The organism is Rhodococcus sp. IEGM 1330 (assembly GCF_033142445.1).
Lineage (GTDB): Bacteria > Actinomycetota > Actinomycetes > Mycobacteriales > Mycobacteriaceae > Rhodococcoides.
Window position 1 is genome coordinate 228,905 of sequence record NZ_JAWLSB010000006.1, and the last position, 22,097, is coordinate 251,001.

19 protein-coding genes and 1 tRNA gene are annotated in these 22,097 nt (G+C 66.4%); 12 read left to right on the forward strand and 8 right to left on the reverse strand.

From position 1 onward, the window contains the following. The first annotated feature begins 1 nt into the window (after position 1). The 4 genes from R4P57_RS16085 to R4P57_RS16100 are packed head-to-tail and all read left to right on the forward strand — an operon-like array spanning position 2 to position 8,410. Complete coding sequence (locus R4P57_RS16085) at positions 2 to 1,582, forward strand: TIGR02677 family protein (protein WP_411742376.1); 1,581 nt, start codon at positions 2 to 4, stop codon at positions 1,580 to 1,582. Beyond that, positions 1,579 to 2,997, forward strand: coding sequence for a DUF2398 family protein (locus tag R4P57_RS16090; RefSeq protein ID WP_317803817.1), 1,419 nt, complete (start codon positions 1,579 to 1,581; stop codon positions 2,995 to 2,997). Before R4P57_RS16085 ends, R4P57_RS16090 begins: the two co-directional genes overlap by 4 nt. Continuing rightward, positions 2,998 to 7,182: a TIGR02680 family protein gene (locus R4P57_RS16095; RefSeq protein WP_317803818.1), complete on the forward strand. Its 4,185-nt coding sequence runs from the start codon at positions 2,998 to 3,000 to the stop codon at positions 7,180 to 7,182. It abuts the gene before it with no gap. Further along, the gene (locus R4P57_RS16100) at positions 7,172 to 8,410 is read left to right on the forward strand and encodes a DUF2399 domain-containing protein (protein WP_317803819.1); all 1,239 of its coding nucleotides are present in this window, start codon (positions 7,172 to 7,174) and stop codon (positions 8,408 to 8,410) included. The genes R4P57_RS16095 and R4P57_RS16100 overlap by 11 nt, the downstream gene beginning before the upstream one ends. A gap of 12 nt (positions 8,411 to 8,422) precedes the next feature. Here the strand turns inward: R4P57_RS16100 and mshC are convergent, their stop codons facing one another. The 5 genes from mshC to R4P57_RS16125 all read right to left on the reverse strand — a co-directional run bounded on the left by mshC (position 8,423) and on the right by R4P57_RS16125 (position 12,782). After that, the gene (mshC, locus tag R4P57_RS16105; protein ID WP_317803820.1) at positions 8,423 to 9,664 is read right to left on the reverse strand and encodes a cysteine--1-D-myo-inosityl 2-amino-2-deoxy-alpha-D-glucopyranoside ligase; all 1,242 of its coding nucleotides are present in this window, start codon (positions 9,662 to 9,664) and stop codon (positions 8,423 to 8,425) included. Between the two features lie 24 nt (positions 9,665 to 9,688). Continuing rightward, on the reverse strand, positions 9,689 to 10,462 hold the full coding sequence (locus R4P57_RS16110) for an SCO1664 family protein (RefSeq protein ID WP_317803952.1): 774 nt from the start codon (positions 10,460 to 10,462) through the stop codon (positions 9,689 to 9,691). A 35-nt stretch (positions 10,463 to 10,497) separates the two neighbouring features. Further along, entirely contained in the window at positions 10,498 to 11,088 is a 591-nt protein-coding gene (locus R4P57_RS16115; RefSeq protein ID WP_269594121.1) for a DUF3090 domain-containing protein, read from the reverse strand. A 135-nt stretch (positions 11,089 to 11,223) separates the two neighbouring features. Next, the gene (locus R4P57_RS16120; RefSeq protein ID WP_317803821.1) at positions 11,224 to 11,931 is read right to left on the reverse strand and encodes a histidine phosphatase family protein; all 708 of its coding nucleotides are present in this window, start codon (positions 11,929 to 11,931) and stop codon (positions 11,224 to 11,226) included. Positions 11,932 to 11,951: 20 nt separating this feature from the next. Continuing rightward, positions 11,952 to 12,782, reverse strand: a complete 831-nt coding sequence (locus tag R4P57_RS16125) for an undecaprenyl-diphosphate phosphatase (protein WP_411742383.1) — start codon at positions 12,780 to 12,782, stop codon at positions 11,952 to 11,954. Between the two features lie 211 nt (positions 12,783 to 12,993). Here R4P57_RS16125 and R4P57_RS16130 point away from each other — a divergent pair, with 211 nt between their 5' ends. The 4 genes from R4P57_RS16130 to R4P57_RS16145 all read left to right on the forward strand — a co-directional run bounded on the left by R4P57_RS16130 (position 12,994) and on the right by R4P57_RS16145 (position 16,878). After that, positions 12,994 to 13,926, forward strand: a complete 933-nt coding sequence (locus tag R4P57_RS16130; RefSeq protein ID WP_037189329.1) for an aldo/keto reductase — start codon at positions 12,994 to 12,996, stop codon at positions 13,924 to 13,926. Between the two features lie 80 nt (positions 13,927 to 14,006). Next, positions 14,007 to 14,969 carry a hemin ABC transporter substrate-binding protein gene (locus tag R4P57_RS16135; RefSeq protein WP_317803953.1) on the forward strand — a complete coding sequence of 321 codons (963 nt, stop codon included), beginning with the start codon at positions 14,007 to 14,009 and terminating at the stop codon, positions 14,967 to 14,969. Further along, positions 14,966 to 16,033 (forward strand): iron ABC transporter permease, encoded by a 1,068-nt coding sequence (locus tag R4P57_RS16140; protein ID WP_317803823.1) that lies wholly within the window; start codon positions 14,966 to 14,968, stop codon positions 16,031 to 16,033. The genes R4P57_RS16135 and R4P57_RS16140 overlap by 4 nt, the downstream gene beginning before the upstream one ends. Beyond that, complete coding sequence (locus R4P57_RS16145) at positions 16,030 to 16,878, forward strand: heme ABC transporter ATP-binding protein (protein ID WP_317803824.1); 849 nt, start codon at positions 16,030 to 16,032, stop codon at positions 16,876 to 16,878. Before R4P57_RS16140 ends, R4P57_RS16145 begins: the two co-directional genes overlap by 4 nt. Here the strand turns inward: R4P57_RS16145 and R4P57_RS16150 are convergent. After that, complete coding sequence (locus R4P57_RS16150) at positions 16,853 to 17,218, reverse strand: hypothetical protein (protein WP_149405801.1); 366 nt, start codon at positions 17,216 to 17,218, stop codon at positions 16,853 to 16,855. The two genes, R4P57_RS16145 and R4P57_RS16150, sit on opposite strands and share 26 nt — an antisense overlap. 160 nt (positions 17,219 to 17,378) lie before the next feature. Here R4P57_RS16150 and R4P57_RS16155 point away from each other — a divergent pair, with 160 nt between their 5' ends. From R4P57_RS16155 to R4P57_RS16165, 3 genes are all read left to right on the forward strand, one after another. Further along, complete coding sequence (locus R4P57_RS16155) at positions 17,379 to 18,404, forward strand: hypothetical protein (protein WP_317803825.1); 1,026 nt, start codon at positions 17,379 to 17,381, stop codon at positions 18,402 to 18,404. A 10-nt stretch (positions 18,405 to 18,414) separates the two neighbouring features. Next, positions 18,415 to 18,690: a DUF5703 family protein gene (locus tag R4P57_RS16160; protein ID WP_121869895.1), complete on the forward strand. Its 276-nt coding sequence runs from the start codon at positions 18,415 to 18,417 to the stop codon at positions 18,688 to 18,690. Between the two features lie 94 nt (positions 18,691 to 18,784). Continuing rightward, positions 18,785 to 19,855, forward strand: coding sequence for a quinone-dependent dihydroorotate dehydrogenase (locus R4P57_RS16165; RefSeq protein ID WP_317803954.1), 1,071 nt, complete (start codon positions 18,785 to 18,787; stop codon positions 19,853 to 19,855). Between the two features lie 46 nt (positions 19,856 to 19,901). On the opposite strand, the gene R4P57_RS16170 is transcribed toward R4P57_RS16165, so the two are convergent. Together R4P57_RS16170 and R4P57_RS16175 are read right to left on the reverse strand one after the other, a co-directional pair. Then, entirely contained in the window at positions 19,902 to 20,429 is a 528-nt protein-coding gene (locus tag R4P57_RS16170) for a YbhB/YbcL family Raf kinase inhibitor-like protein (RefSeq protein WP_317803826.1), read from the reverse strand. Between the two features lie 16 nt (positions 20,430 to 20,445). Then, positions 20,446 to 21,777 (reverse strand): M20/M25/M40 family metallo-hydrolase, encoded by a 1,332-nt coding sequence (locus R4P57_RS16175; protein WP_082898618.1) that lies wholly within the window; start codon positions 21,775 to 21,777, stop codon positions 20,446 to 20,448. Positions 21,778 to 21,981: 204 nt separating this feature from the next. On the opposite strand from R4P57_RS16175, the gene R4P57_RS16180 reads away from it, so the two are divergent. Further along, positions 21,982 to 22,067, forward strand: a tRNA-Leu gene (locus R4P57_RS16180). Positions 22,068 to 22,097: the final 30 nt, after the last annotated feature.

The following is a 22,097-nucleotide window of genomic DNA, read 5'->3' on the forward strand; positions in this document are numbered from 1 at the left end:
GATGGCCGGTAGCCAGCGTGGTTCAACGGGAGCACCGGCTACCCCCTACCCTGTTCCAGTGAGCGATTCAGGTGAGGACGCGCGGCAGGGAGTCGTGAACGCGTTCGTGGAGGAAGATCGTCTCGGTCTCTTCTCGTTCGCCGTTGCCGAGAAGAGATCCGAGTACCTGGCTGTTCTGCGGGCATTCGACACCGCACGAGCCAACTACGTAGTCCTGCTTCACTCCGGAGACGTGGCAGACCTCATCGCACGTAGCTCAGTGCACCGCGAGGCACTGACCACCCTCGACATCGCACCTCTGCTCGATCAGCTCCACGCCTGGGGCCTGCTCGAACGCAGCTACGACGGCACCCGCGCTGCAACCCTCGCCGAGTACCGCAACCGTCACTTCGTCTACCAGTTCGGCCAAGCCGGCTACAAGGCCTACCGTGCGGTCGAGGACGTGCTCGGGGCCCGCCTGGACGACGCCGCGCTGTCGCGGCTGGTGCTGCCGGAGCTACTGGCCGACATGCACGAGCTGGCCGAGGCGAACCGTCAGGCCGACGGCGATCGCATCTACCGCAAGCTCAGCCGACTCGATTCGACACTGTCGGAGATGGCGACCCGCGCCGCCCACTTCTATCTGGTGCTCGGTGATCTCTTGCGCACCACCGAGATCACGCCGGAGTCGTTTCTGGTCCACAAGGACGCCCTGCTGACGCACATGCGTGAATTCAGCTCCGATCTGACCCGGTACGCACCGAAGCTCGCCGAGGCGATAGCACTCGTCGAGAGCACCGGCATCGAGGAACTCGTCGAGCGAGCCGCGATCAGCGACGAACGAGTCTTTCTCACCGTCGCCGAACGCCGCGCCGACTGGACCGATCGCTGGGCCGGCCTCTCGCACTGGTTCGTCTCGGCCGAGTCCGAACTCAGCGAGTCCGAGCGACTCCGCGAGGGCACGATGAGCGCGATTGCTGCCGTGCTGTCGCTGCTGCGCCGGGTCACCGAAACCCGCAAGGGCGGCGTCAGCCGCGAGAGCCAACTGCGCCACCTGGCCGGGTGGTTCGCTGCCGCACCCACCGAGGACAGCGCGCATGCCCTGTTCCATGCCGTGTTCGGCCTCGGCAGACCACGGCATCTGTCGATGGTGCATCCCGATGCCGACATCATCCCCACGTCCCGATCGTGGTGGGATGCGCCGCCGGTCGAGATCTCGCGCACCCTGGCCGAGACCGGACGCACTCCGACCCCCGGTGTTCCGGGACGGGTGCAGCGCAACGACGGCGGCATCAGACGGCTTCGGGAGCAGCAACTCGAATCACAGCGATCACGCAGTGCCGCAGCACAGTCACTTGCCTCGGCCGGAATCCACGACCGCGTTCTCAGCGAGCAGGAGACCGAGGTGCTGTTGAGTCTGTTGAATGCTGCGTTGACCGCCCGGGTGCGCGTGAGCGGACGCACCTCCGACTCGTCGGGATCGGACAGCGGCGTGCGCCTGACGCTGAGCGACAGTGACCGTTCGACGATCGTGCGGACCAGCCGTGGCCGATTGCATCTGGACCGCCTCGCGCTCGAGGTCAGCGAGGTAGCACGCCGATGAGAGCTCGCGAGATCTCCACCCTCGCACTGGATTCCTACCAGCGGGCCGCCCGGGTCGCGCTGTCGAATCACCTGGTGACCACCACGTATCCCGATAGGATCGCGTTGCCTCTGCTGCGTAGGTGGGCCACCGAGTTGCGCGAGGACCTGCTCGAACTGTTCGGATATCGCCTCGAGGTCACCGAGACCACGGCCCGACTGTTCCCGGTGATCGACGCACTCGACGACAGCCAACCCGCGCGAACGTCCACCGACCGCATCTTCGACCGCCGCAGGTACGCGTACCTGGCGCTGGCACTGGCGGCACTCGGCCGGGCGGGCAACCAGATCACTCTGTCCGAACTCGCCGATCACGTTGCGGCCGAGGCGAGTCAGGTCGACGGTGTCGAGCTGACGACCGACCGGGCAAGCGACCGAGATGCGTTCGTCGACGCGATCGGCTGGCTCGCGACACGGGGCGCCATCGCGTTGGCCGACGGTGACGCGACCGGCTGGGCGAACAACCCGTCCGCAGGCGAGGCGCTCTACGACATCGACCGTCCCGTCGTCGTCGCCATGTTCCGGCCGCCCCGCGCCGTGCAGCATCTGCGATCGATCCGCGGTCTGCTGGCCGGCTCGGACGCCCCGACCGATCCCGAGGATTCCGAACCGGGACACACCGATTCCGGACGTGAGGCAGACCCGAAGGAAACGCTCCGTGCGGTACGCCGAGCGTTGGTCGAGCAACCGGTCGTCTATCTCGACGATCTCGTTCTGGACGGCCGCACCGCCCTGGCCGCGTCGCGCACCGTTGCCGACGTCGAGTTGCTGACCGGCCTCGTTGCCGAGCGTCGCTCCGAGGGAGTAGCCCTCATCGACACCTCGGGACGGCTCTCGGATTACCGATTCCCCAGCACCGGAACCATTGCCCAGGTCGCACTGTTGATTGCGGGCGAAATCTCGGACCGGGTGATCGATCCGGATGCACCCGCGCTGGCGACCTACCCCCTTCTCGACGGTGACGCCCTGATCGAGCAGTTGGACAGCGCCATTCCCGACGGCGGGATCTTCGGCGATCTCGCCGAATTCGGGTTCGATTCCGATGCAACGGCATTCGAGGCTGCGGAAGAGAAGAAGCGGTATCCGTTGATCGAGGACAGTTGGTTGACAACGGTCGTCGATGATCTCGTCGAACGCTTCGGCCGCACCTTCGCGGCTCAGTGGCAGACCGATCGCGACGGCCTGCGGTTACGGGCGATTGCTCTGTTGCACCGACTTCGACTGCTACACAGCGTGTCCGGCGGCGTGCTGGTGCTGCCGGTGATCGCGCGCTACCGCGACGTGATGGTCAGCGTTCGCGACCGGACCCCTCAGGACTCACTGTTCGGCACCGAACAAGCCCCCAGTACCGATCCATCCGAAGTAGAGGCCTTGTAGATGACCGCACACTCGACACGCTTTCGGCCGACGCGAGCAGGGATCGTCAACCTGTGGGACTACCGCGATCAGGAGTTCTCCTTCGCCGACGGTCGCCTGGTACTGCGTGGCCCCAACGGATCCGGCAAGACCAAGGCACTCGAAGTGCTGTTTCCCTTCGTCCTGGACGGCCGCATCGAACCGCGCCGACTCAATCCGTTTGCCGGAGAAGAGCGGACGATGAAATCCAACCTGCTCTACCGAGGGCAGGAGAGCGCGCACTCGTACGTGTGGATGGAGTTCGGCCGCGGTTCACGCGCAGACCCCGAATCGGTGACGGTCGGAATCGGAATGCGGGCGAGCCGCCACAACGACAAGGTGACCCGCTGGTACTTCGTGGCCGACGGCCGAGTGGGCGTCGATTTTTCGTTGTTGGGTTCCGACGACCGGCCGTTGACGAAGAAGCAGCTCGGTGAGCAGCTGGGTACCGACGCGTTGACCGATCGCCCGGTGGACTATCGCGCCGCGATCGATGCCCGCATGTTCGGGCTGGGCGCGCAGCGCTACGACCAGCTGATCAATCTCATTCTGACGCTTCGCCGCCCGCAATTGGCGAAGAACCTCGACCCCAAGGGGCTCTCGCAGGCGTTGACCGACGGCCTGCGTCCGTTGGACGAGCAGCTGGTCCTCGAGGCAGCGCGCTCCTTCAGCGATATGGAGGAGGTGGGACGGGCGCTCGAGGGGCTGGCGCAGGCCGATCACGCCGCCAAGAACTTCGTCTCGGTGTACTCCAAATACCTTCGGGTGCAAACCCGTTCGGATGTCGAGCAGGTTTCGCGTCGGCTCGAGGCAGTGACTCATGCGACCACAGCACACTTCGCCGCTGCCGCTCTGAAGGACCGGCGTCTGCTGGAACGAGCGGCTGCGGAAACCCGATTCGACGAGGCCGAACGCGCACTGGATCAGGCCGTTGCAGACCGTGAGACCCTACAACGCTCGAGCGCGTACGAGGGCAAGCAGCAACTGGACGACCTGGCCGAATCCGCTGCGAAGCTGGAGATCTCGACCGCCCAGCAGGCCGACCGCGCACGCAAGGCGCACGCCGAACTGGAACAGCGCACCACCGAGGCGGCTCGGGCCGATTCCGCACTCCGGGACTCCGTTGCGGGGGTTACACGCGCCGAGGAGGAACTGCAGACTGCAGCAGAGGATGCGGGCATCGTCTGGACACCACTGCCAGGAACAGCCCGCAGCGATCAGATCAGCACCGCTCTGCGTGGCCATGCCGAGGAGCGCGACGGCGACGTGCGGGCGGTTCGCGAGGCGCTGGGAACCGTCGAGAAGGCGTCGACCGAACGTGCTCGTGCGGAGAAGGCCGCTTCGAGGGCTCGCGAGATGCTCGAGGCGGCGTCGGCTGCGGTCACCGAGGCCGAGGCGACCGTCGACCTGGAGAAGGCACAGTTCGCTTCGGGACTGCGGGCCTGGTGGTCGGCCAATTCGGCGCTCTACTCCTCTGCGGGAATCACGTCCGCGGCGTTCGAGGCCCTCGACGCGGCGTTGGCAGGCATCGGGGACGACGACGCTCCGAGCCTGGAATCGGTGCTGGCGGAACAGACCGCGGACGGGGTCGACGCGCTTCGCGCCCGGCAGGCGCAGGCACGCGTCGACGTGTCGACCCGCACTACCGAGCTGAACGCGCTGCGCGACGAACTGTCCCTGGTGCGCGCCGAACACGATGACGCGCCGCCGCCGTTCGCGGCACGAACCGACTCTCGCGCCGAACTCTCGGGTGCCCCACTGTGGCAGCTGGTTCGGTTTGCGGACTCGGTCTCCCCTGCCGACGCGGCGGGGATCGAATCCGCGCTGCAGGCAGCGAATCTGCTCGACGGCTGGATCCACCCGGTCGCGGACTTTCCCGTCGACTCGAGCTCGGAGCAGTATCTGTCGCCGCTGCCGGAGGCCTCGAGGCCGACCGGGACCACGTTGGCGTCCGTCCTCGAACCCGAGCCCGGTACCGCCGTATCGGAATCGCGCATACTCGACTTACTGAATTCAGTTGCACTGCAACAGGACCAGGATTCCCTCTCGGGCAGTCCCGTCTCGATCGGCGTCGACGGTCGGTACTGGCAGGGTGTGCAGCAGGGTCGTCACACCAAAACCGATGCCGAGTACATCGGCGCGACGGCGCGGGCGCGTCGGCGAGAGCAACGCATCGCCGAGCTCGGCGCCGCGATCGATACCGCGACCGCGGCGCTGGAGAACGCGACGGCCGATGAGCGGGCTGCACGCGAATCGGTGCAGGCGCTCACCGCTGCCGCCAAACAACTTCCCCGTGTCTCGGCCATCGTGAAAGCGCAACGCGCCGTCACTGCCGCCGCCGGGGCGCTGCGCACCTCGAAGGAGGGGTCTGCAGCGGCGGACCGCGAGTTCGACCAGGCGATCGCAGACCTGTCGGCGAAAGAGAAGCAGCTGCGCACCGTCGCCGTGGCTCATCGCACCCCACACATCGGTCGAGACATCGATGCCCTCGCCGCAGCGATTCGGCATTTCGAGCATCAGGGCTCGGTGGTGATCCGCAAGCGCGGCGATCACACGCGCGAAGCAGAACGCGCCCGCGAAGCAACCAACCGACTCGACGAAGCGAGCGGCCTGGCCGAGGAGCTCGCCGAGGAAGCCGCGATAGCCGACGAGAACTACCGGCAGCAGGTCCAACGCCTCGAGCTCCTGAGCGAGAAGCTCGGTGCCACCGCCGAACAGATCGACACCGATCTCGAGAACGCACGCGAACGCATCGAGAAATGCCGCGCCGAGCAGCGGGCCGCGCGTAAAGCGGACAAGGAAGCCGGCGAAGCGATCGGCAAGGCCGAAGGTGCCTGCAACACAGCACTGGAAAGCCTGCGCGGTGCTGTCACCGAAACCCTGGGCGACGCCGTGCGGCTCGCGCCCTACGCTCGCAAGGACCTACTCGGCATCCTCGGCGTCCACGAGGCGTACACCTGGCCGGCCAGCGACTCGGCGTGGCTGAGCGTGGAGCAGATTCTGTATCGAGTCCAGCAGGCCGACGGTCCCGACGACGAGGTTCCGGTACTTCCGTCGGTGGTCCGCGCGCTGCATTCGGCACTCGATGCGGCGACGGCGACGGTGAAAGTCAGTGACTCGAGCCGAAAGTCGACCCGGACGGCGCTGACGAGTGCGCTGCAGGAGTTCGACTCGCAACTCGCCGCATCGGGTCAGGACTACCGCCTGCAGTGGGATGCGCCGGACGGTTTGACCGTGGTCCGCGTTCAGGACGAGCAGGGCTACTCGTCGGTCGGAGATTTCGCCGACCGAATCGGTGCGGCGAGAGCCGATCAGGAGTTGCTGCTGACCGAGCAGGAGCGCCGAATTCTCGAAGACGCATTGCTGACCGGCCTGGCGCAGCAGATTCACGAGCGCACCGTCGATGCACGCGAGCTGATCGCACAGATGTCCGCCGAGATGAAGCAGCGCCGGATGTCCTCGGGCAACACGATCGGTGTGCACTGGGTGCTCGCGGACAACCTCGACGACGGGGCCCGAGCGGTGTCCAAACTGCTCGACCGCGACGCCTCGGCGTTGAACCAGGACGACCTGGCCGCGATGCGAGCCCACTTCGCGTCGGAGATCAGGATCGCTCGCGCGGCACATCCGGAACGGTCCTACCCCGAGATCCTGTCCACGACACTGGACTATCGCCGCTGGCGCGTGTTCGCCTTCACGCTCATCAGCGGTGACGGCAACGAGGATCGTCTCACCGTCGCACGTCACAGTGCGCTCTCGGGCGGTGAGCAATCGGTGTCGCTGCACCTGCCACTGTTCGCCGCCGCGCACGTGATGCTCTCCTCCGCCGATCCACATTCTCCTCGGCTGCTGGCGCTGGACGAGGCATTCGCCGGTGTCGACGACAACGGCCGTAGCGAATTGCTCGGCCTGAGTGTGCAATTCGATCTCGACCTGTTCATGACCGGATACGACCTGTGGATCACCTACGGCGACGTCCCCGGCTGCGCGCACTACGACCTGGCGCATTCGACAGCCGAGAACACCGTCAGCGCAGCACTTCTGGTGTGGGAGAACGGTGAACTGTTCGCCGAGCACGACGGTACCGACCTCGCTGCCGCACTCGGGTCACCGCTGACGCGCCGGGTGCCGACCCGAACCGAAGGTGGGCTGGAGTTTGAGCGGTAACAGCGAATGGCGCGGCAGCGTCGAATTGGATGCGCTGCTCGATGCGGCACGAAAGAAGCTGGAGTCCAACTGGCTTCGCGTCGGCGGCAACATCACCGTCGATCTGAGCGACGCCCCGGAACTGTGGCGTCTGTGCAGCGCGATCTCACGGTCCAACTCCAGTCTGCATTCTCGGGCGCGGAGCACCAGGCTCGACCTCGAACGGTTCGACGCGTGGCTGAGCCATCCGCTCAACTGTGGCCTCGGACTGATCGACACCCTCACCCGGCAGGCCCCGTTGCAGGACAAGAAACGGATCGCCGCCGACAAGGCTCAGGTGCGTGCCGATGCACTCGATCGCGCCAGGGAGGTTCTCGGCGGCGGTACCGATCGTGAGTGGATCGAGCACTGGATCGCGTCGCTGCTCAATCAGGACGGCACCCTCGGGGGCCGCGTCGCCGTCGATGCGCTCACGGTGGCGACACAGGTCCTGGCGCTGCTCCCGGTGGACGGGATGTCGCTGACCGAACTCGCGGAACTGGCCTGCGGTGATACGAAGGCGCTCTCGGGCGGCGGTGCCCCGAAACTCGTCCTCGACGCATTGTCGTTGCGTGAGAACGTGCCTCGACCCGTCGATCCGGTCGGCATCAGGGCGTTGTGGGAGACCGCGGGTGTGTCCGTCGATCCGTTGTCCAGCCGGGTGCTCGTGCTCGGCTATCGCGTCGACGAGACCCACACGGTGGCACGTTGGCTGAACGATGCAGCAGACGAGGGCATCCCCTTCCCCGTCACCGTGGACATGCTCTCGCGCGGCCCACTCACCAACAGCTCGTCGACAGTGTTCGTCTGCGAGAACGTGGCCGTGCTCGCCGCCGCAGCCCGCACCCTCGGCTCGAACTGCGCGAGCCTGATCTGCACCGACGGTCAGCCCTCCGCAGCGGTGCACCGGCTGCTGGCCTCCCGCGCGCCCGGGACCACGATCGAATGGCGTGCCGACTTCGACTGGGCCGGAGTGCACATGGTCACCCGAGCACTCTCCCGATACGACGCGGCGCCGTGGCGCATGGACGTCGACTCCTACCGGCACGCGCTCGATGCACGGAATTCCGAACCGCTCAAGGGCCATCCGACGGACAGTCCGTGGGACCCGGAACTGGCTGCTGCCCTTCGCGACTCGGGCCGAGCAGTCATGGAAGAACGACTGATCCCGGATCTGCTGACGGATCTGCGGCTGGGACCTGCGACCTAGTTCGGGCAACGATCAGCGCAGCGGCACTCCGAGCAGTGCGTCGACCGCATCGGCGAAGGCACCTGGTGCGCCCGCATCCGATCCGCCGCGCTCGACCGCGAAACTCGCCCACGCGTCGAGCGCATCGAGGGCCTTGGGGGTGTCCAGATCGTCGGCCAGATGCTGCCGCAACCGATTGATCACCTCGTCGGCCGACGCTGCGCTCTGCACAGCCGCTGCTCGGCGCCACAGTGCGAGCCGGGTGTGAGCCCGTTCGAGAACCTCGTCGGACCACGGTCGATCCTGCCGGTAGTGCCCGGCGAGCAGGCCGAGTCGCACAGCTGCGGGGTCGACGTTCTCGGCGCGGAGTGTGGAGACGAACACCAGGTTGCCGCGGCTCTTGGACATCTTCTCGCCGTCGAGCCCGATCATTCCGGTGTGCACGTAGTGCCGGGCGAAGCGCGGATCACCGGTCGCCGCCTCGGCGTGGGCGGCGGAGAATTCGTGGTGCGGGAAGATGAGATCGCTTCCGCCGCCCTGGATGTCGAAGCCGGTACCGATGCGGTTGAGTGCGATCGCAGCGCATTCGATGTGCCACCCGGGCCGACCCGGACCCCACGGCGACGGCCACGACGGCTCGCCCGGCCGCACCGCGCGCCAGAGCAACGCATCGAGTGGATCCCGCTTACCGACCCGATCGGGGTCGCCCCCGCGTTCGGCGAAGAACGTGTTCATCGTGGCGCGGTCGTAACCGGACTCGTAGCCGAACTGCTCGGTGGCATCGGCACGGAAATACACATCCGGGTATTCGGCATCGTCGACACCGTATGCGGCACCGGACGCGACGAGCTTCTCCACCAGTTCGACGACCTCGTCGACGGACTCGACGGCACCGATGTAGTCGCGCGGAGGGAGCACCCGGAGCGCTTCCATGTCGGCGCGGAAGAGTTCGATCTCACGAGCTCCCAGATCGCGCCAGTCCTCGCCGTCGCGGTCGGCGCGCTCGAACAGTGGATCGTCGACATCGGTGACGTTCTGCACGTAATGCACGTCCGTGCCCGCGTCCAGCCACAGCCGGTAGATCAAGTCGAACGTCAGGTACGTCGCCGCGTGCCCGAGGTGGGTGGCGTCGTACGGGGTGATTCCGCAGACGTACATCCGAGCCGTCGAACCGGGGGTGACGGGACGGACCTGGCGGTCGGCGGTATCGAACAATCGAAGCGCTGGACCCTGTCCTGGAATTGTCGGGATCTCCGGGCTCGACCAAGAATGCATGCATCCGAGCCTATCGGAGCCCGATCAGAAGGCGGGCCAGGGTATGGGTCTGCTCGAGCGGGGCTCCGGCATGACGGGGCGGGCGATCAGCTCCTGCGCTCGGTCGAGCACTGCGACCGTTTCGGTCAAGGTGATCTTGTCGACCAATCGTGGTGCAGTGACGGTGTCGAACGTCTCGACGAACCTGACCACATCGGTCATCAACGCGTCGTCCACAGCCTGGCCTGCCCACCCCCACAGCACCGTGCGCAGCTTGTTCTCGGCGTGCAGGCAGATGCCGTGATCGACTCCGTACACGTAGCCGTCGAGACCTTCGAGTGCGTGCCCGCCCTTGCGATCGGCGTTGTTGAGGATCACGTCGAGAACCGCCATCCGCTGCAGCCGCGGATCGTCGGCGTGGATCAGCGCGATCTCCTCACCCTCGCCGTCGTACGCCTGCAGTACCGGAATCCATCCCGCAGGCACGAGATCGGGACGGCAGATATCGACGAGGTCGACGCGTCCCTCGGCGTGATCATCGGGCGTGTCTATCCACTTCTGCACCATGCCGGGACCGAACGGCCCGTCGCGCAGGACCGTCGGTGGGATGACGCCCCAACCGAGGGCCTCGGAGATTTCGTAGGACGCCACTTCTCGGCCCGCGAGAGTGCCGTCCGGGAAATCCCAGAGCGGCACTTCACCACGAACGGGTTTGTAGACGCACCGCACGGCCGAGTCGCCCTCGCCCGCCTCGCACACCAGCGTCGCGTTGCTGGCCGACACCACCCGACCGACGACGGTCAGGTCGCCGGTCTCCATGGTTTCGCGGCCCTCGAACGGCGGCAGTTCGACGGTCAAGACTCGTCGACCTCGGTCACCGGTCCGAACGTCGCACCGCGGCGGTAGCCGTTGGTCCTGATGCAGACGTGTCCCTCGGGTGCCAGTGGCTGTCCGCACAGCGGGCACGGCGCACGGCCGGCCGCGATGACCCGCTCGGACCGCACCGCGAATTCGCGGGCCTGCACTGGAGTGAGGAACACCCGGACGGCATCCGGGCCCTCGTCGGTGTCGTCGAGAACGACCGATTCGTCCACCTCGACTTCGCTGACGGCGAGAAGTTCCACCACGACGGCGTTGGCGTCGGCATCCCAACCGAGCCCCATCGTTCCGACGCGGAACTCGGTGTCGATCGGAGTCAGCAACGGACTGGTGTCGACCGAATCGGTCTCCTCGGCCGGAACGTCGGCTCCGAAGCGGCGGTGCACTTCTTCGAGGAGCAGCCCCATCCTGTCGGCGAGTACCTGGACCTGCTGCTTCTCCAAGGCGACCGACACCACGCGGGCGTCGTGCACCGCCTGGAGGAAGAACGTTCGGTCGCCCGGTTCCCCAACGGTCCCGGCAACGAAACGATCAGGGGTGCGAAAAACGTGTATAGCGCGCGGCATTGCACCTCCTAACGACTCGAACAGCTCCGCGAAGCAATTCTCGGAACTTTCATTATCGGCCACAGATCGACCATGGACGGTATTGCTTGCCCTCCAGCCTGCCACCGATCGGGGTGTCGGCGCCGAATCGGCGCTCTAGCTGCCTGCCCCACCACCGACAACCGCGTCGGAAGAGTCCGCGTTGCCCGATTCCGGCGTGCTGGGCTCCTCGGCCTTCGGCACGAACGCACTCAGATCGGACCCGGTGTCGTTGGTCCGCAGCACGAAAGGACGCGTCGAGGTGTAGCGAACGACACTGATCGATGCCGGGTCGGCGACGATGCGCTGGAAGGAATCGAGGTGGGCACCCATCGCGTCCGAGAGCACCGACTTGATGACGTCACCGTGCGAGCACGCCACCCACAACACGTCGCGGCCGTGCTGCGCGGCCAACCGGGCGTCGTGCTCGCGCACGGCCTGAACCGCGCGTTGCTGCACCGTTGCCAAGCCCTCGCCCTCCGGGAACACCGCAGCCGACGGATGCTGCTGCACCACTTTCCACAGCGGCTCGGCCAGCAACTCCTTAATCGTCCGGCCGGTCCACTGCCCGTAGTCGACCTCCACCAATCGATCCTCGACCACCGGCGAGAGCCCGAGCTTGGCAGCCAACGGCTCGACCGTCTGCTCGCACCGCAGCAACGGCGAGCGCACGATCTCGGACACGGGAAGCTCGCCGAGACGATCAGCCACCGCCTGCGCCTGCTCGCGCCCACGATCATCGAGCTCGACTCCCGCGCTTCGACCCGCGAGTGTGCCTGCGGTGTTCGACGTCGAGCGGCCGTGCCGAAGCAAGATGACTGTCATTGGACCGAGCCTAGTGGGGCTCAGGTGGCGGACACGACCCCGCCGGCCAGCAGACCGAGCACCACGACACCCAGCACGATGCGGTATCCCACGAACCAGTACAGCGAGTGGTTCGCGACGAACTTCAGCAGCCAGGCGATCGAGGCGTAGCCGAGCACGAAGGCGATGATCGTGGCCACCAGCAGCTGCGGGCCCGACGCGGCCAGTCCCGAGCCGACGGGCTCGAAGGCGTCGGGCAGCGAGAACAGACCGGAGGCCGTCACCGCCGGGATGGCGAGCAGGAACGAGAATCGCACTGCTGCCTCGCGTTCGAGCCCGAGGAAGAGTCCGGCGCTGGTCGTCGCGCCGGAACGGGACACACCCGGGATCAGGGCGAGGCACTGCGCCAGACCCATGACGATGCCGTCCCGGGTGGTCAACTTCTCGAGGGGACGTTCCTTCCGACCCACCTTCTCCGCGATCGCGATGACGATGGCGAAGGCGATCAGCATGAACGCGATGAGGTACAGGTTTCGGGCACCGGTTCGGATCTGGTCCTTGAACAGGAGGCCGAGAATGCCGATGGGAATGGTGGCGATGATCACGTACCACCCCATGCGGTAATCGAGTCCGCGTTCGTCCTTCTTAGTCAGGCCGACGAACCAGGCCTTGACGATTCTGACGATGTCTCGCCAGAAGAACAGCAGCACAGCGGCTTCGGTGCCGAGCTGGGTCACCGCAGTGAAGGAGGCACCGGCGTCCTCGTTCCAGAACACACTGGACACGATGCGCAGGTGCCCGGAGGAGGAGATCGGCAGGAATTCGGTCAGGCCCTGAACTGCGCCGAGGATGATCGCCTGGAGCCACGTCATGTCGATCATGCGGCGTCACCCTCCGAGATCGGTGTCGATGGACTGTTCACTAGCGATGCGCGGCCGTCGGCCTGCCCCCTGAATTCGCGATTCACGGGCACGACCGTACCCGGCGCGGCACGTACGCACCGAGCGGCGCGGCGCACTACTGTGCACTGGCGGCAGTGCAGTTCGACACCGACGATCACACGTAAAAGGACAATCGGCACATATGAAGCAGAGATCGGTCGGCACCAGCGGACTCCGAGTCTCCAGACTCGGCCTCGGCACCCTCGGATGGGGAAGCGGAACCGACGGTGACGACGCCGCAGCACAGTTGTCGGCGTTCGCCGAGGCAGGCGGCACGCTCGTCGACACGTCTCCGGCGTACGGGGACGGACGCGCGCAACGAGTGCTCGCCGAGTTGCTCGACGACGTGGTCCCGCGGCATGAATTGGTGATCAGCAGCGCAGCGGGCCTGAGTTCGCGCTACGGCCGCTATCACGTGGACTGCTCGAGGCGCGGACTGCTCGGCCAACTCGACGCCACGCTGCGCGAACTGGGAACCGACTACCTCGACCTGTGGCAGGTGGCGACCTGGGACCCGATGACGCCGGTCGACGAGGTCGCCGCCACGCTCGACTACGCCGTGACCAGCGGGCGGGTCCGCTACACCGGAGCCCGCGGATACCTCGGCTGGCAACTGGCGACGGCGGCAGGCGCAGCCGGTACCGGACACATCGTGGCCACTCAGGCGGAGTACTCACTGCTCGCGCGCGGAATCGAGGACGAGCTGGTTCCCGCCGCGCACCACCACGGCATCGGCATCCTCGCGGCGGTGCCCCTGGCAGGCGGCGTCCTGACGGGCAAATACCGCAACGGCGTGCCCGCGGACTCCCGTGGGGCCGACGAGCTGCACGCCGAGGCAGTGCACGCGTACCTGACCGATTCCGCTGTGGGCGTCGTCGACGCGGCTGTCACCGCTGCCGACGGGCTGGCCACTTCTCCCCTGGTGGTCGCACTCGCGTGGGCGCGGGACCGACCAGGAGTGAGCAGCGCCATCGTGGGAGCGCGGGACCTCGCGCAATTGATGGGCGCACTGATGGCCGAGGAACTCGAGCTGCCGCCCGCGATCGCGTCGGCCCTGGACGACGTCAGCGCCTGATCGCCCGCAAACATCGGACAGGCTAACCTTCCGTTGTGACCGTCAACCGTCTCGCCGCCGTGCTCTTCGTCGCCGGACTCCTGGTCGCCTGCTCGGCGAACACCCCCGGCGCAGGATCCTCGGACTCCGTCGGCCCCCGCACCGCCGTCGTCGACGATCCGAATCCGGAACCCGTCACCGACGATCCGGCTGAGGTACTTCCGGTGACAGTGACCGGATACGACGGCGTCGCCGTCACGGTGACGGACAACAGCCGCATCGTCGCGGCCGACCAGTACGGCACGCTGGCCGAGACCGTCTTTGCGCTCGGACTCGGTGACAACCTCGTCGGGCGTGACACCTCTGCTGCATTTCCCGCGGCCGAGAACGTGCCCGATGTCACCCCGACCGGCCATTCTCTGAGCGCCGAAGGAATTCTGGCTCTGTCGCCGACCGTCGTCCTGACCGATACCAGCATCGGTCCACGCGCTGTACAGGATCAGATCCGAGCCGCGGGCATTCCTGTCGTGTACTTCGATCCCACGCGCACTCTGGCCGGCGTCGCGACCCAGATCGAGGCCGTGGCAGCCGCCCTGGGTGTGCCCGAGACCGGCACTGCCCTCGCCGAACGAACGAACACCGAGATATCGAAAGCAGCGAACGACACACCCGAATCCACCGAACCGCTGAAGATCGCGTTTCTGTACATGCGCGGGCCGGCGATCAAGATGCTCGCCGGGCCCGGCTCGGGAGCGGATGCACTGATCGAGGCACTCGGTGCCAGAGACGCCGGTGTCGAATCAGGTCTGACCGAGCAATTCGTGCCGGTCACCAGTGAAGCGTTGATCGCCGCAGCACCCGACGTCATTCTGATGATGACCAAGGGCCTGGAATCGATCGGCGGAATCGAAGGTCTCGAGCAGATCCCCGGAATCGCTCAGACCCCCGCAGGCAAAGAACGCCGGGTGGTGGACATGGACGACGGCACCATCCTCAGTTTCGGCCCGAACACAGGAAAGGTGTTGGGCGCACTGTCGAAGGCCGTGTACGACCCGGCGTCATGACCGACCGCACACTCGCCGAACCGCGCACTGGCAGACGACGGGTTCTTGCAACATTCGGAGCCCTTGGCCTGGCATTGGTTGGCCTGGCTTTGATCTCGGCCGTCGTCGGGCAGGTGCCGACGACTCCGTTGGAAGTGCTGGGCAGCCTCGCGCATCGGGTGGGACTCGACATCGGCCCGATGCCAGCACATCCCAGCGGCGAGGTGACGCTGTGGCAGGTCCGATTCCCGCGGCTGACGCTGGCCATCGTCGTGGGCGCGTGTCTGGGCTGCGCGGGTGCGCTGCTCCAGGGGGTGTTCGCCAATCCGCTGGCCGAGCCGGGTGTCGTGGGGGTCTCCTCGGGCGCGGCCGTCGGGGCCAGCTCGGTCATCGTGCTCGGCGGCAGCTTCGCCGGAGTCTGGAGCGTGGCGTTCGCAGCATTCGTCGGCGGACTCGTCACCACGATCGCCGTGTATTTCCTCGCTCGCAGCGCAGGCCGCACCGAAGTGGTGACCCTCATCCTCACCGGCGTTGCAGTCAATGCCTTCGCCGGCGGTGTCATCGCGTTCTTCACCTTCGTCGCCAGTCCCGCCGCCCGCGATCAGATCGTGTTCTGGCAACTGGGGTCGCTCGCGGGCGCAACCTGGCAGTCGGTGTCCGTGGTCGGACCGCTCGCTCTGCTCGGAATCGGAGCCTCCCTGGCGATCGCCCGCCGACTCGACCTCCTTGCGCTCGGCGAGAACGTGGCACGCCATCTGGGCGTGAACGTCGAACGACTCAGACAGTTCGCCATCGTGGTCGTCGCCCTTCTCGTCGCGTCCGGAGTCGCTTTCACCGGAATCATCCTGTTCGTGGGTCTGGTGGTTCCTCACGCCATGCGGATGGTGCTCGGCCCCGCACATCGACTCCTCATCCCGGCCAGCGCCCTCGCCGGGGCCGTCGTGCTGCTCGCTGCCGATCTCGTCACGCGGACCCTCGTCGCGAACGTCGACCTCCCTCTCGGCATGGTGACCTCGCTGGCGGGTGCCCCGTTCTTCTTCTGGCTGCTCCGCCGTACCCGTGCTCGCCAGGGCGGCTGGGCATGACGAGGTGGATCGGCACGGCGCGGCGCGACATCCCGGCCACCCCTGAACCGGGTTCGAACACCCTCGTCGCCCGCGGAGTCTCCGCACGGCGCGGGGACGCGACGGTGTTGTCCGACGTCCACCTCGACGTGGTGGCCGGCGAGATACTGGCACTCGTGGGCCCCAACGGCGCGGGCAAATCGACGCTGCTGTCGGTCCTGGCGGGAGACACCGAGCCCAGCGCCGGAACGGTTCTCCTGGGCGACGAACCGCTGACCCGCATCCGCACTGTCGACGTGGCCAGGCGACGCGCTGTGCTGCCACAGCAACACAGCGTCGGGTTCGCGTTCACGGCCGGACAGATCGTCCGGATGGGTCGAGCCCCCTGGATCGGTACGTCGGCGGCACGCGAGGACGACGACCGCGTCGCCGCAGCCATGTCCGCGTGCGATGTGGCGCAGTTCTCGCATCGACCGTTCGCATCGCTCTCCGGCGGCGAGCAGGCCCGGGTCGCGCTGGCGCGCGTCATGGCCCAGGACACCGCGACGATCATGCTGGACGAGCCCACTGCAGCGCTCGACCTGGGACATCAGGAGTCGGTGATGGCCGTGGTGCGCTCACTCGCTGCCGCGGGCCGTGCCGTGGTCGTCGTGCTGCACGATCTCGGCCTCGCGGCGGCCTACGCCGACCGCGTCGCGATCCTGGACTCGGGTGAACTGATCGCCACCGGTCCGCCGCGAGAGGTGCTCACCGCCGAGCGGCTGGCCCGGGTATACCGACACCCCGTCGACGTGTTCGATCATCCCGACACGGGCGAACAGTTGGTGGTTCCCCACCGTGTCAGAATCCCTCCAGCACGGAATTGACCCGGTTGAAGAAGGCCCGAACTGCTGTGGTGTCCCGCTGTGACGCATCGGACAACTGCTGCGCATGGGCGACCGCATCACGCACCACACCGACGATGCTGCGCTCGTCCGTCAGATCGACCTCGGTGACCGAATGCTCGGCAACCGCTTCGACCTCGGACCGGTCCGGTACCGGAGATTGCACATCGGCACGGTATATCTCCACGTACAGGGTGCTTCGATGCACACGAAACGCGAACGCTCGGCCGTCGTCGGTTCGTCCGAAGCCGTTCGGATGCGTTCCGGCGTTCACTTCCTCGACCACGAAGTGTGTTTCCTCGGTTCCCACGTCCACTCCCATGTCGTGCACTCACCTCGGACGAACACGCTACCGCTTCTTCGGACGCGACCGGACGACAACCGATCCGGCGCGGTCGATTTCGCCGAGATCGCTGCACGCTGGTACAGATGTGGCAGCGCCTCCACAGGCAGCGTCTTCTCGAGGAAGTAGGTTCGGCCTCATGCGAACACCGTCGGCTCGTTCGATTCGAGCGGCAGTCGCGCCCGCGCTCGCCGTCGTCACAGTCCTGTCGATCGGTGGGTGTTCCAGCGACGACGAGAACGCCGACGACATCTCCGTAGAACCCCGACCGCCGGCCGAGTCCCCCGAGGCGACCGTGACCCCCGCCGGAACCGTCAGCGCGTTCGCGCCCGTGGACGCCCTCACTTTCGACCCCGTCACTCGCACCCTGGTGGCGCTGACCGACGCATCGACAACGGTGACCCTGGTCCGCGACGGAGCCACGGCCGAGACCCGCGTGGTCGACCTGGGCTCCACTGGAGCAGAACTCGTCGCCGGACGGGACTCGACTGTGCTCGTCCCCATGGACGGTGCTGTCGCGAGGATCGCCGTAGCAGACGGACAGCGCACCGACCTGACGGTCGACGCCGACGCACTGTCCGCAGCAGACCTGCCCGACGGCACGACGGCCGTCGGCGACGACACCGGAACGGTGCGCGTACTCGACACGAACGGTCAGGTCACCGCAACGGTCTCCGGCGGCAGCGTGACCTCTGCCGATTCTCTGGCCAGTACACCGAACGGCGTCTCGGTTCTCGATCGTCGTCAGACGTCGGTGACCGACCTGGATCTGGACGACGGCACCCTCGGAGTGGCCTTGCGCGCAGGCGAAGGTGCCGCGGAGATGACCAGCGACGAGTTCGGCCGCCTGCTGGTCACCGATTCCACCGGGACCGAGTTGCTCGTCTTCACCTCGCACGAACTGCTGATGCGGCAACGGTTTCCGGTCGGGTCGCAGCCGTGGGCGATCGCCTACGATGAGCAGTCCGGTGTCGCATGGGTGACGCTGCCCGCTCTCAACGAGGTGGTCGGGTACACACTCGATACCGGAATTCCGGTCGAGGCCAGGCGGTTGGCCACTGTGCGGCAGCCCAATTCGGTTGCTGTCGACGCCGACACCGGCGACCTGTACGTGGGATCGGCAACCGGTGACGGCCTGCAGCGCATCCCCGCTGCGGGTCGTTGACCTGGAGTGAATGGCAAGGAGGCATGTGAACGCACATGAGAGTTCGGCACCGGGCCGCGCGAAGATGCCCGTCGGATGGGAAGTGTCGCCGTCCGACGATTGGGAGTACGTGCCGTTGCGGCTGCCGCCGGATGTGACTCGTGTGACGGCCTCGATGCGTCTGGCGATTCAGGCGGAGTTCGGCGGCTGGGAACTGTCGCGGGTTCGGCTCTACACCGACGGCAGCAGGCGTGTGCTGCTCAAACGCAAGAAGACCGCGCATCACATCCCTGAGCCCGGAATCTGAGCACTTCGCAGTACTGTTCGACCGCACGATCGTCGAGACCCAGCATGAGTTCGACCGAGCCAGATCGACCGGAGAGAAGACCGTGGGAGACCGTCTGTACCGCGTCCTGTTGCGCCTGATGTTCCTCGTTCCACCGGAGAGGATTCACCACCTGGCGTTCGGGGTGCTCCGCGCCGTCGCCGTCGTGCCGCCGCTCCGCTACCTGGCCGAGAAGATGTTCGTGGTCGATGATCCGCGACTGCGCTCGACGGTGTTCGGCGTCGACTTCCCGGCTCCGCTCGGTCTCGCGGCCGGCTTCGACAAGAATGCCGACGGAATCGATGCGTGGGGGCCCATAGGATTCGGTTTCGCCGAGATCGGCACCGTGACAGCGCAGAGCCAACCGGGTAATCCGACGCCGCGACTGTTCCGGTTGCCTCTTGACCGCGCCATCGTCAACCGCATGGGCTTCAACAACCACGGTGCCGAGCACGCTGCCCAGCGTGTCCGTGCCAGGCGCACCGGTATCCCGATCGGTGCCAACATCGGCAAGACCAAGATCGTCGAGCCGGACGGTGCTGCCGCGGACTACACGGCCAGCGCCCGGCTTCTGGGCCCGTTGGCGGACTTCGTGGTCGTCAACGTCAGCTCCCCCAACACCCCTGGACTACGTGACCTTCAGGCCGTCGAATCGCTGCGGCCGATTCTGGTGGCGGTTCAGTCGGTAGTGGCGGTCCCGGTACTGGTCAAGATCGCCCCCGACCTGTCCGACGAGGACATCGACGCCGTGGCCGATCTGGCCGTCGAACTCGGTCTCGACGGGATCGTGGCCACCAACACGACGATCTCCCGCACCGGTTTGCGCACCGACGCCGACGTGGTCACCGCAGCAGGAGCAGGCGGACTGTCCGGTGCTCCGCTTGCGGACCGCTCGCTCGAGGTACTGCTACGCCTGTACCGCCGAGTGGGTACGCGTCTGACGCTGATCTCCGTCGGCGGTATCGAGACCGAGGCGCAGGCATGGGAGCGCATCACCGCGGGCGCGTCACTGGTGCAGGGCTACACCGGGTTCATCTACGGCGGCCCGCTGTGGATCAAGAACATTCACCGGGGACTGGCAGCTCGGCTCGAGGAACACGGGTTCGCCACGATCGCCGAGGCGGTGGGCTCGGCGAACAGGCCCTGAACCGTCGGGTGTCGGAAACGAGTCTTCCGGCACCCGACGATCGAGCTCAGGCCTCGTAGATGCCGGTGAGGACCGCACGACCGATGGCGTGCGAGAACAGATTGAAGCCGAGGTAGGCCGGGGTCGCCGTCTCGTCCACTTCGAGCCGTTCGACGTCCACCGCGTGAACCACGATGAAGTAGCGGTGCGGGCCGTGGCCTGCGGGCGGAGCAGCACCGATGTAGCGGAACAGACCGGCGTCGTTCTTGAGCGTCACCGCGGTGCTGGGAACCCCGGTCCCGCCGTCGTCGCCCGCGCCGGACACCAATGTGGTCGTCTCGACGGGGATGTTCGCCACTGCCCAGTGCCAGAAGCCGGATGCAGTCGGCGCGTCGGGGTCATAGACGGTGACGGCGAAGCTCTTGGTGCCCTCGGGGAATCCGGACCAGGACAGCTGCGGAGAGTTGTCGTGCCCACCGGCTCCCATGATCCCACTGACCTGCTGAGCGGCCAATGTCTTGCCGTCCTCGACGTCCTCGGACGTCAACTCGAAGGACGGTAGGTCCGGAAGCGAGTCGTATGGGTTGTACGCCACGATGGTTCCTTTCGTATCAGCTGTGCAGCAAGAAGTGTTCGAGTACCTGTGTACCGAACTCCAACGATTCCACGGGTACTCGTTCGTCGATGCCGTGAAACAACGCCGCGAAATCCAGTTCCGGTGGCAACTTCAGCGGGGCGAAGCCGAAGCAGCGAATACCGATGCGCGCGAACGCTTTTGCGTCGGTGCCACCGGACAGCATGTAGGGAACGGTTCGACCGTTCGGGTCGTGTGCCAAGACGGCGTCGTTCATCGCATCGACGAGATCGCCGTCGAAGGTGGTCTCGTACGGTTCGAGTTTCGTGATCCACTCGCGTTCGACGTTCGGGCCGATCAACTCGTCGACCTCCTTCTCGAAGGCCGCCTGCCGTCCCGGCAACACTCGGCAGTCCACCACTGCCGTCGCCGTCTGCGGAATCACGTTGGCCTTGTAGCCGGCCGAGAGCATCGTCGGGTTCGCGGTGTCACGCAGGGTCGCTCCGACGATGCGGGCGATGCTGCCGAGCTTGAGCAGGGTGCCGTCGATGTCCGGTGACGTCGGGTCGAAATCGAGCCCAGATTCCTCCGAGACCGCCTGCAGAAACTGCGAGACCGATTCGGTGAGCACCAACGGAAACGTGTGATTGCCCAGTTTGGCCACTGCCTCGGCGAGGTACGTCACGGCGTTGTCGTCGTGCAGGAACGATCCGTGCCCGGCCCGCGCCTTGGCCGTCAGTCGCATCCACGCCAGGCTCTTCTCCGCCGTCTCGACCATGTAGAGCCGCTTCTCGGTGCCGTCCGGGCGCGCGACGGTCAATGAGAACCCACCGACCTCGCCGACCGCCTCGGTGACGCCCTCGAACAGATCGGGTCGATTGTCGACCAACCAGTGGGATCCGTACTTGCCACCTGCCTCCTCGTCGGCCAGGAAGGCGAACAGGATGTCGCGGGGTGGGACGGTTCCGTTGGACTTGAACTGGCGGGCCAGCGCGAGAGCCATGCCGACCATGTCCTTCATGTCCACCGCGCCCCGGCCCCACACGTACCCGTCCTCGACCGCCCCGGAGAACGGATGCACGCTCCAGTCGGCGGGTTCGGCGGGCACGACGTCCAGGTGTCCGTGAACCAGCAGCGCGCCGCGAGAGGAGTCCGCTCCGCGCAGCCAGGCGAACACGTTTCCTCGACCGGGGGCACCGGACTCGACGTACTCCGTCTCGTACCCCACCTCCTCGAGCTTGCTCGCCACCCATTCGGCGCATTCCTTCTCACCGACCGTGGTGTCGAGCTCCCCCGTGTTCGAGGTGTCGAAACGGATGAGGGAACTGACGAGATCCACGACTTCGTCGAGGGCAACGGTGGCATCGATATCGCTTGGGTTTCCGGGGTTGCTCACATCGTTGGGCACACGTCGTTCCTACCACCAGAATCCGCTCCGGGCACCATGAGAAACGGCCTGGAGCATGAACTGACGTGGGGATTTGGGTTATCGGGAACCCGTCGGATAATCTTACGCAGCACACAGCGGCCGGCTGTGAAAGCAACAAAAGAATATGCGGCAGCGGTCGCACTTGTCCGAGTGGCGGAATGGCAGACGCGCTAGCTTGAGGTGCTAGTGTCCTATTAACGGACGTGGGGGTTCAAGTCCCCCCTCGGACACCGTCTGAAAGATGTACGCAGACAGAGATT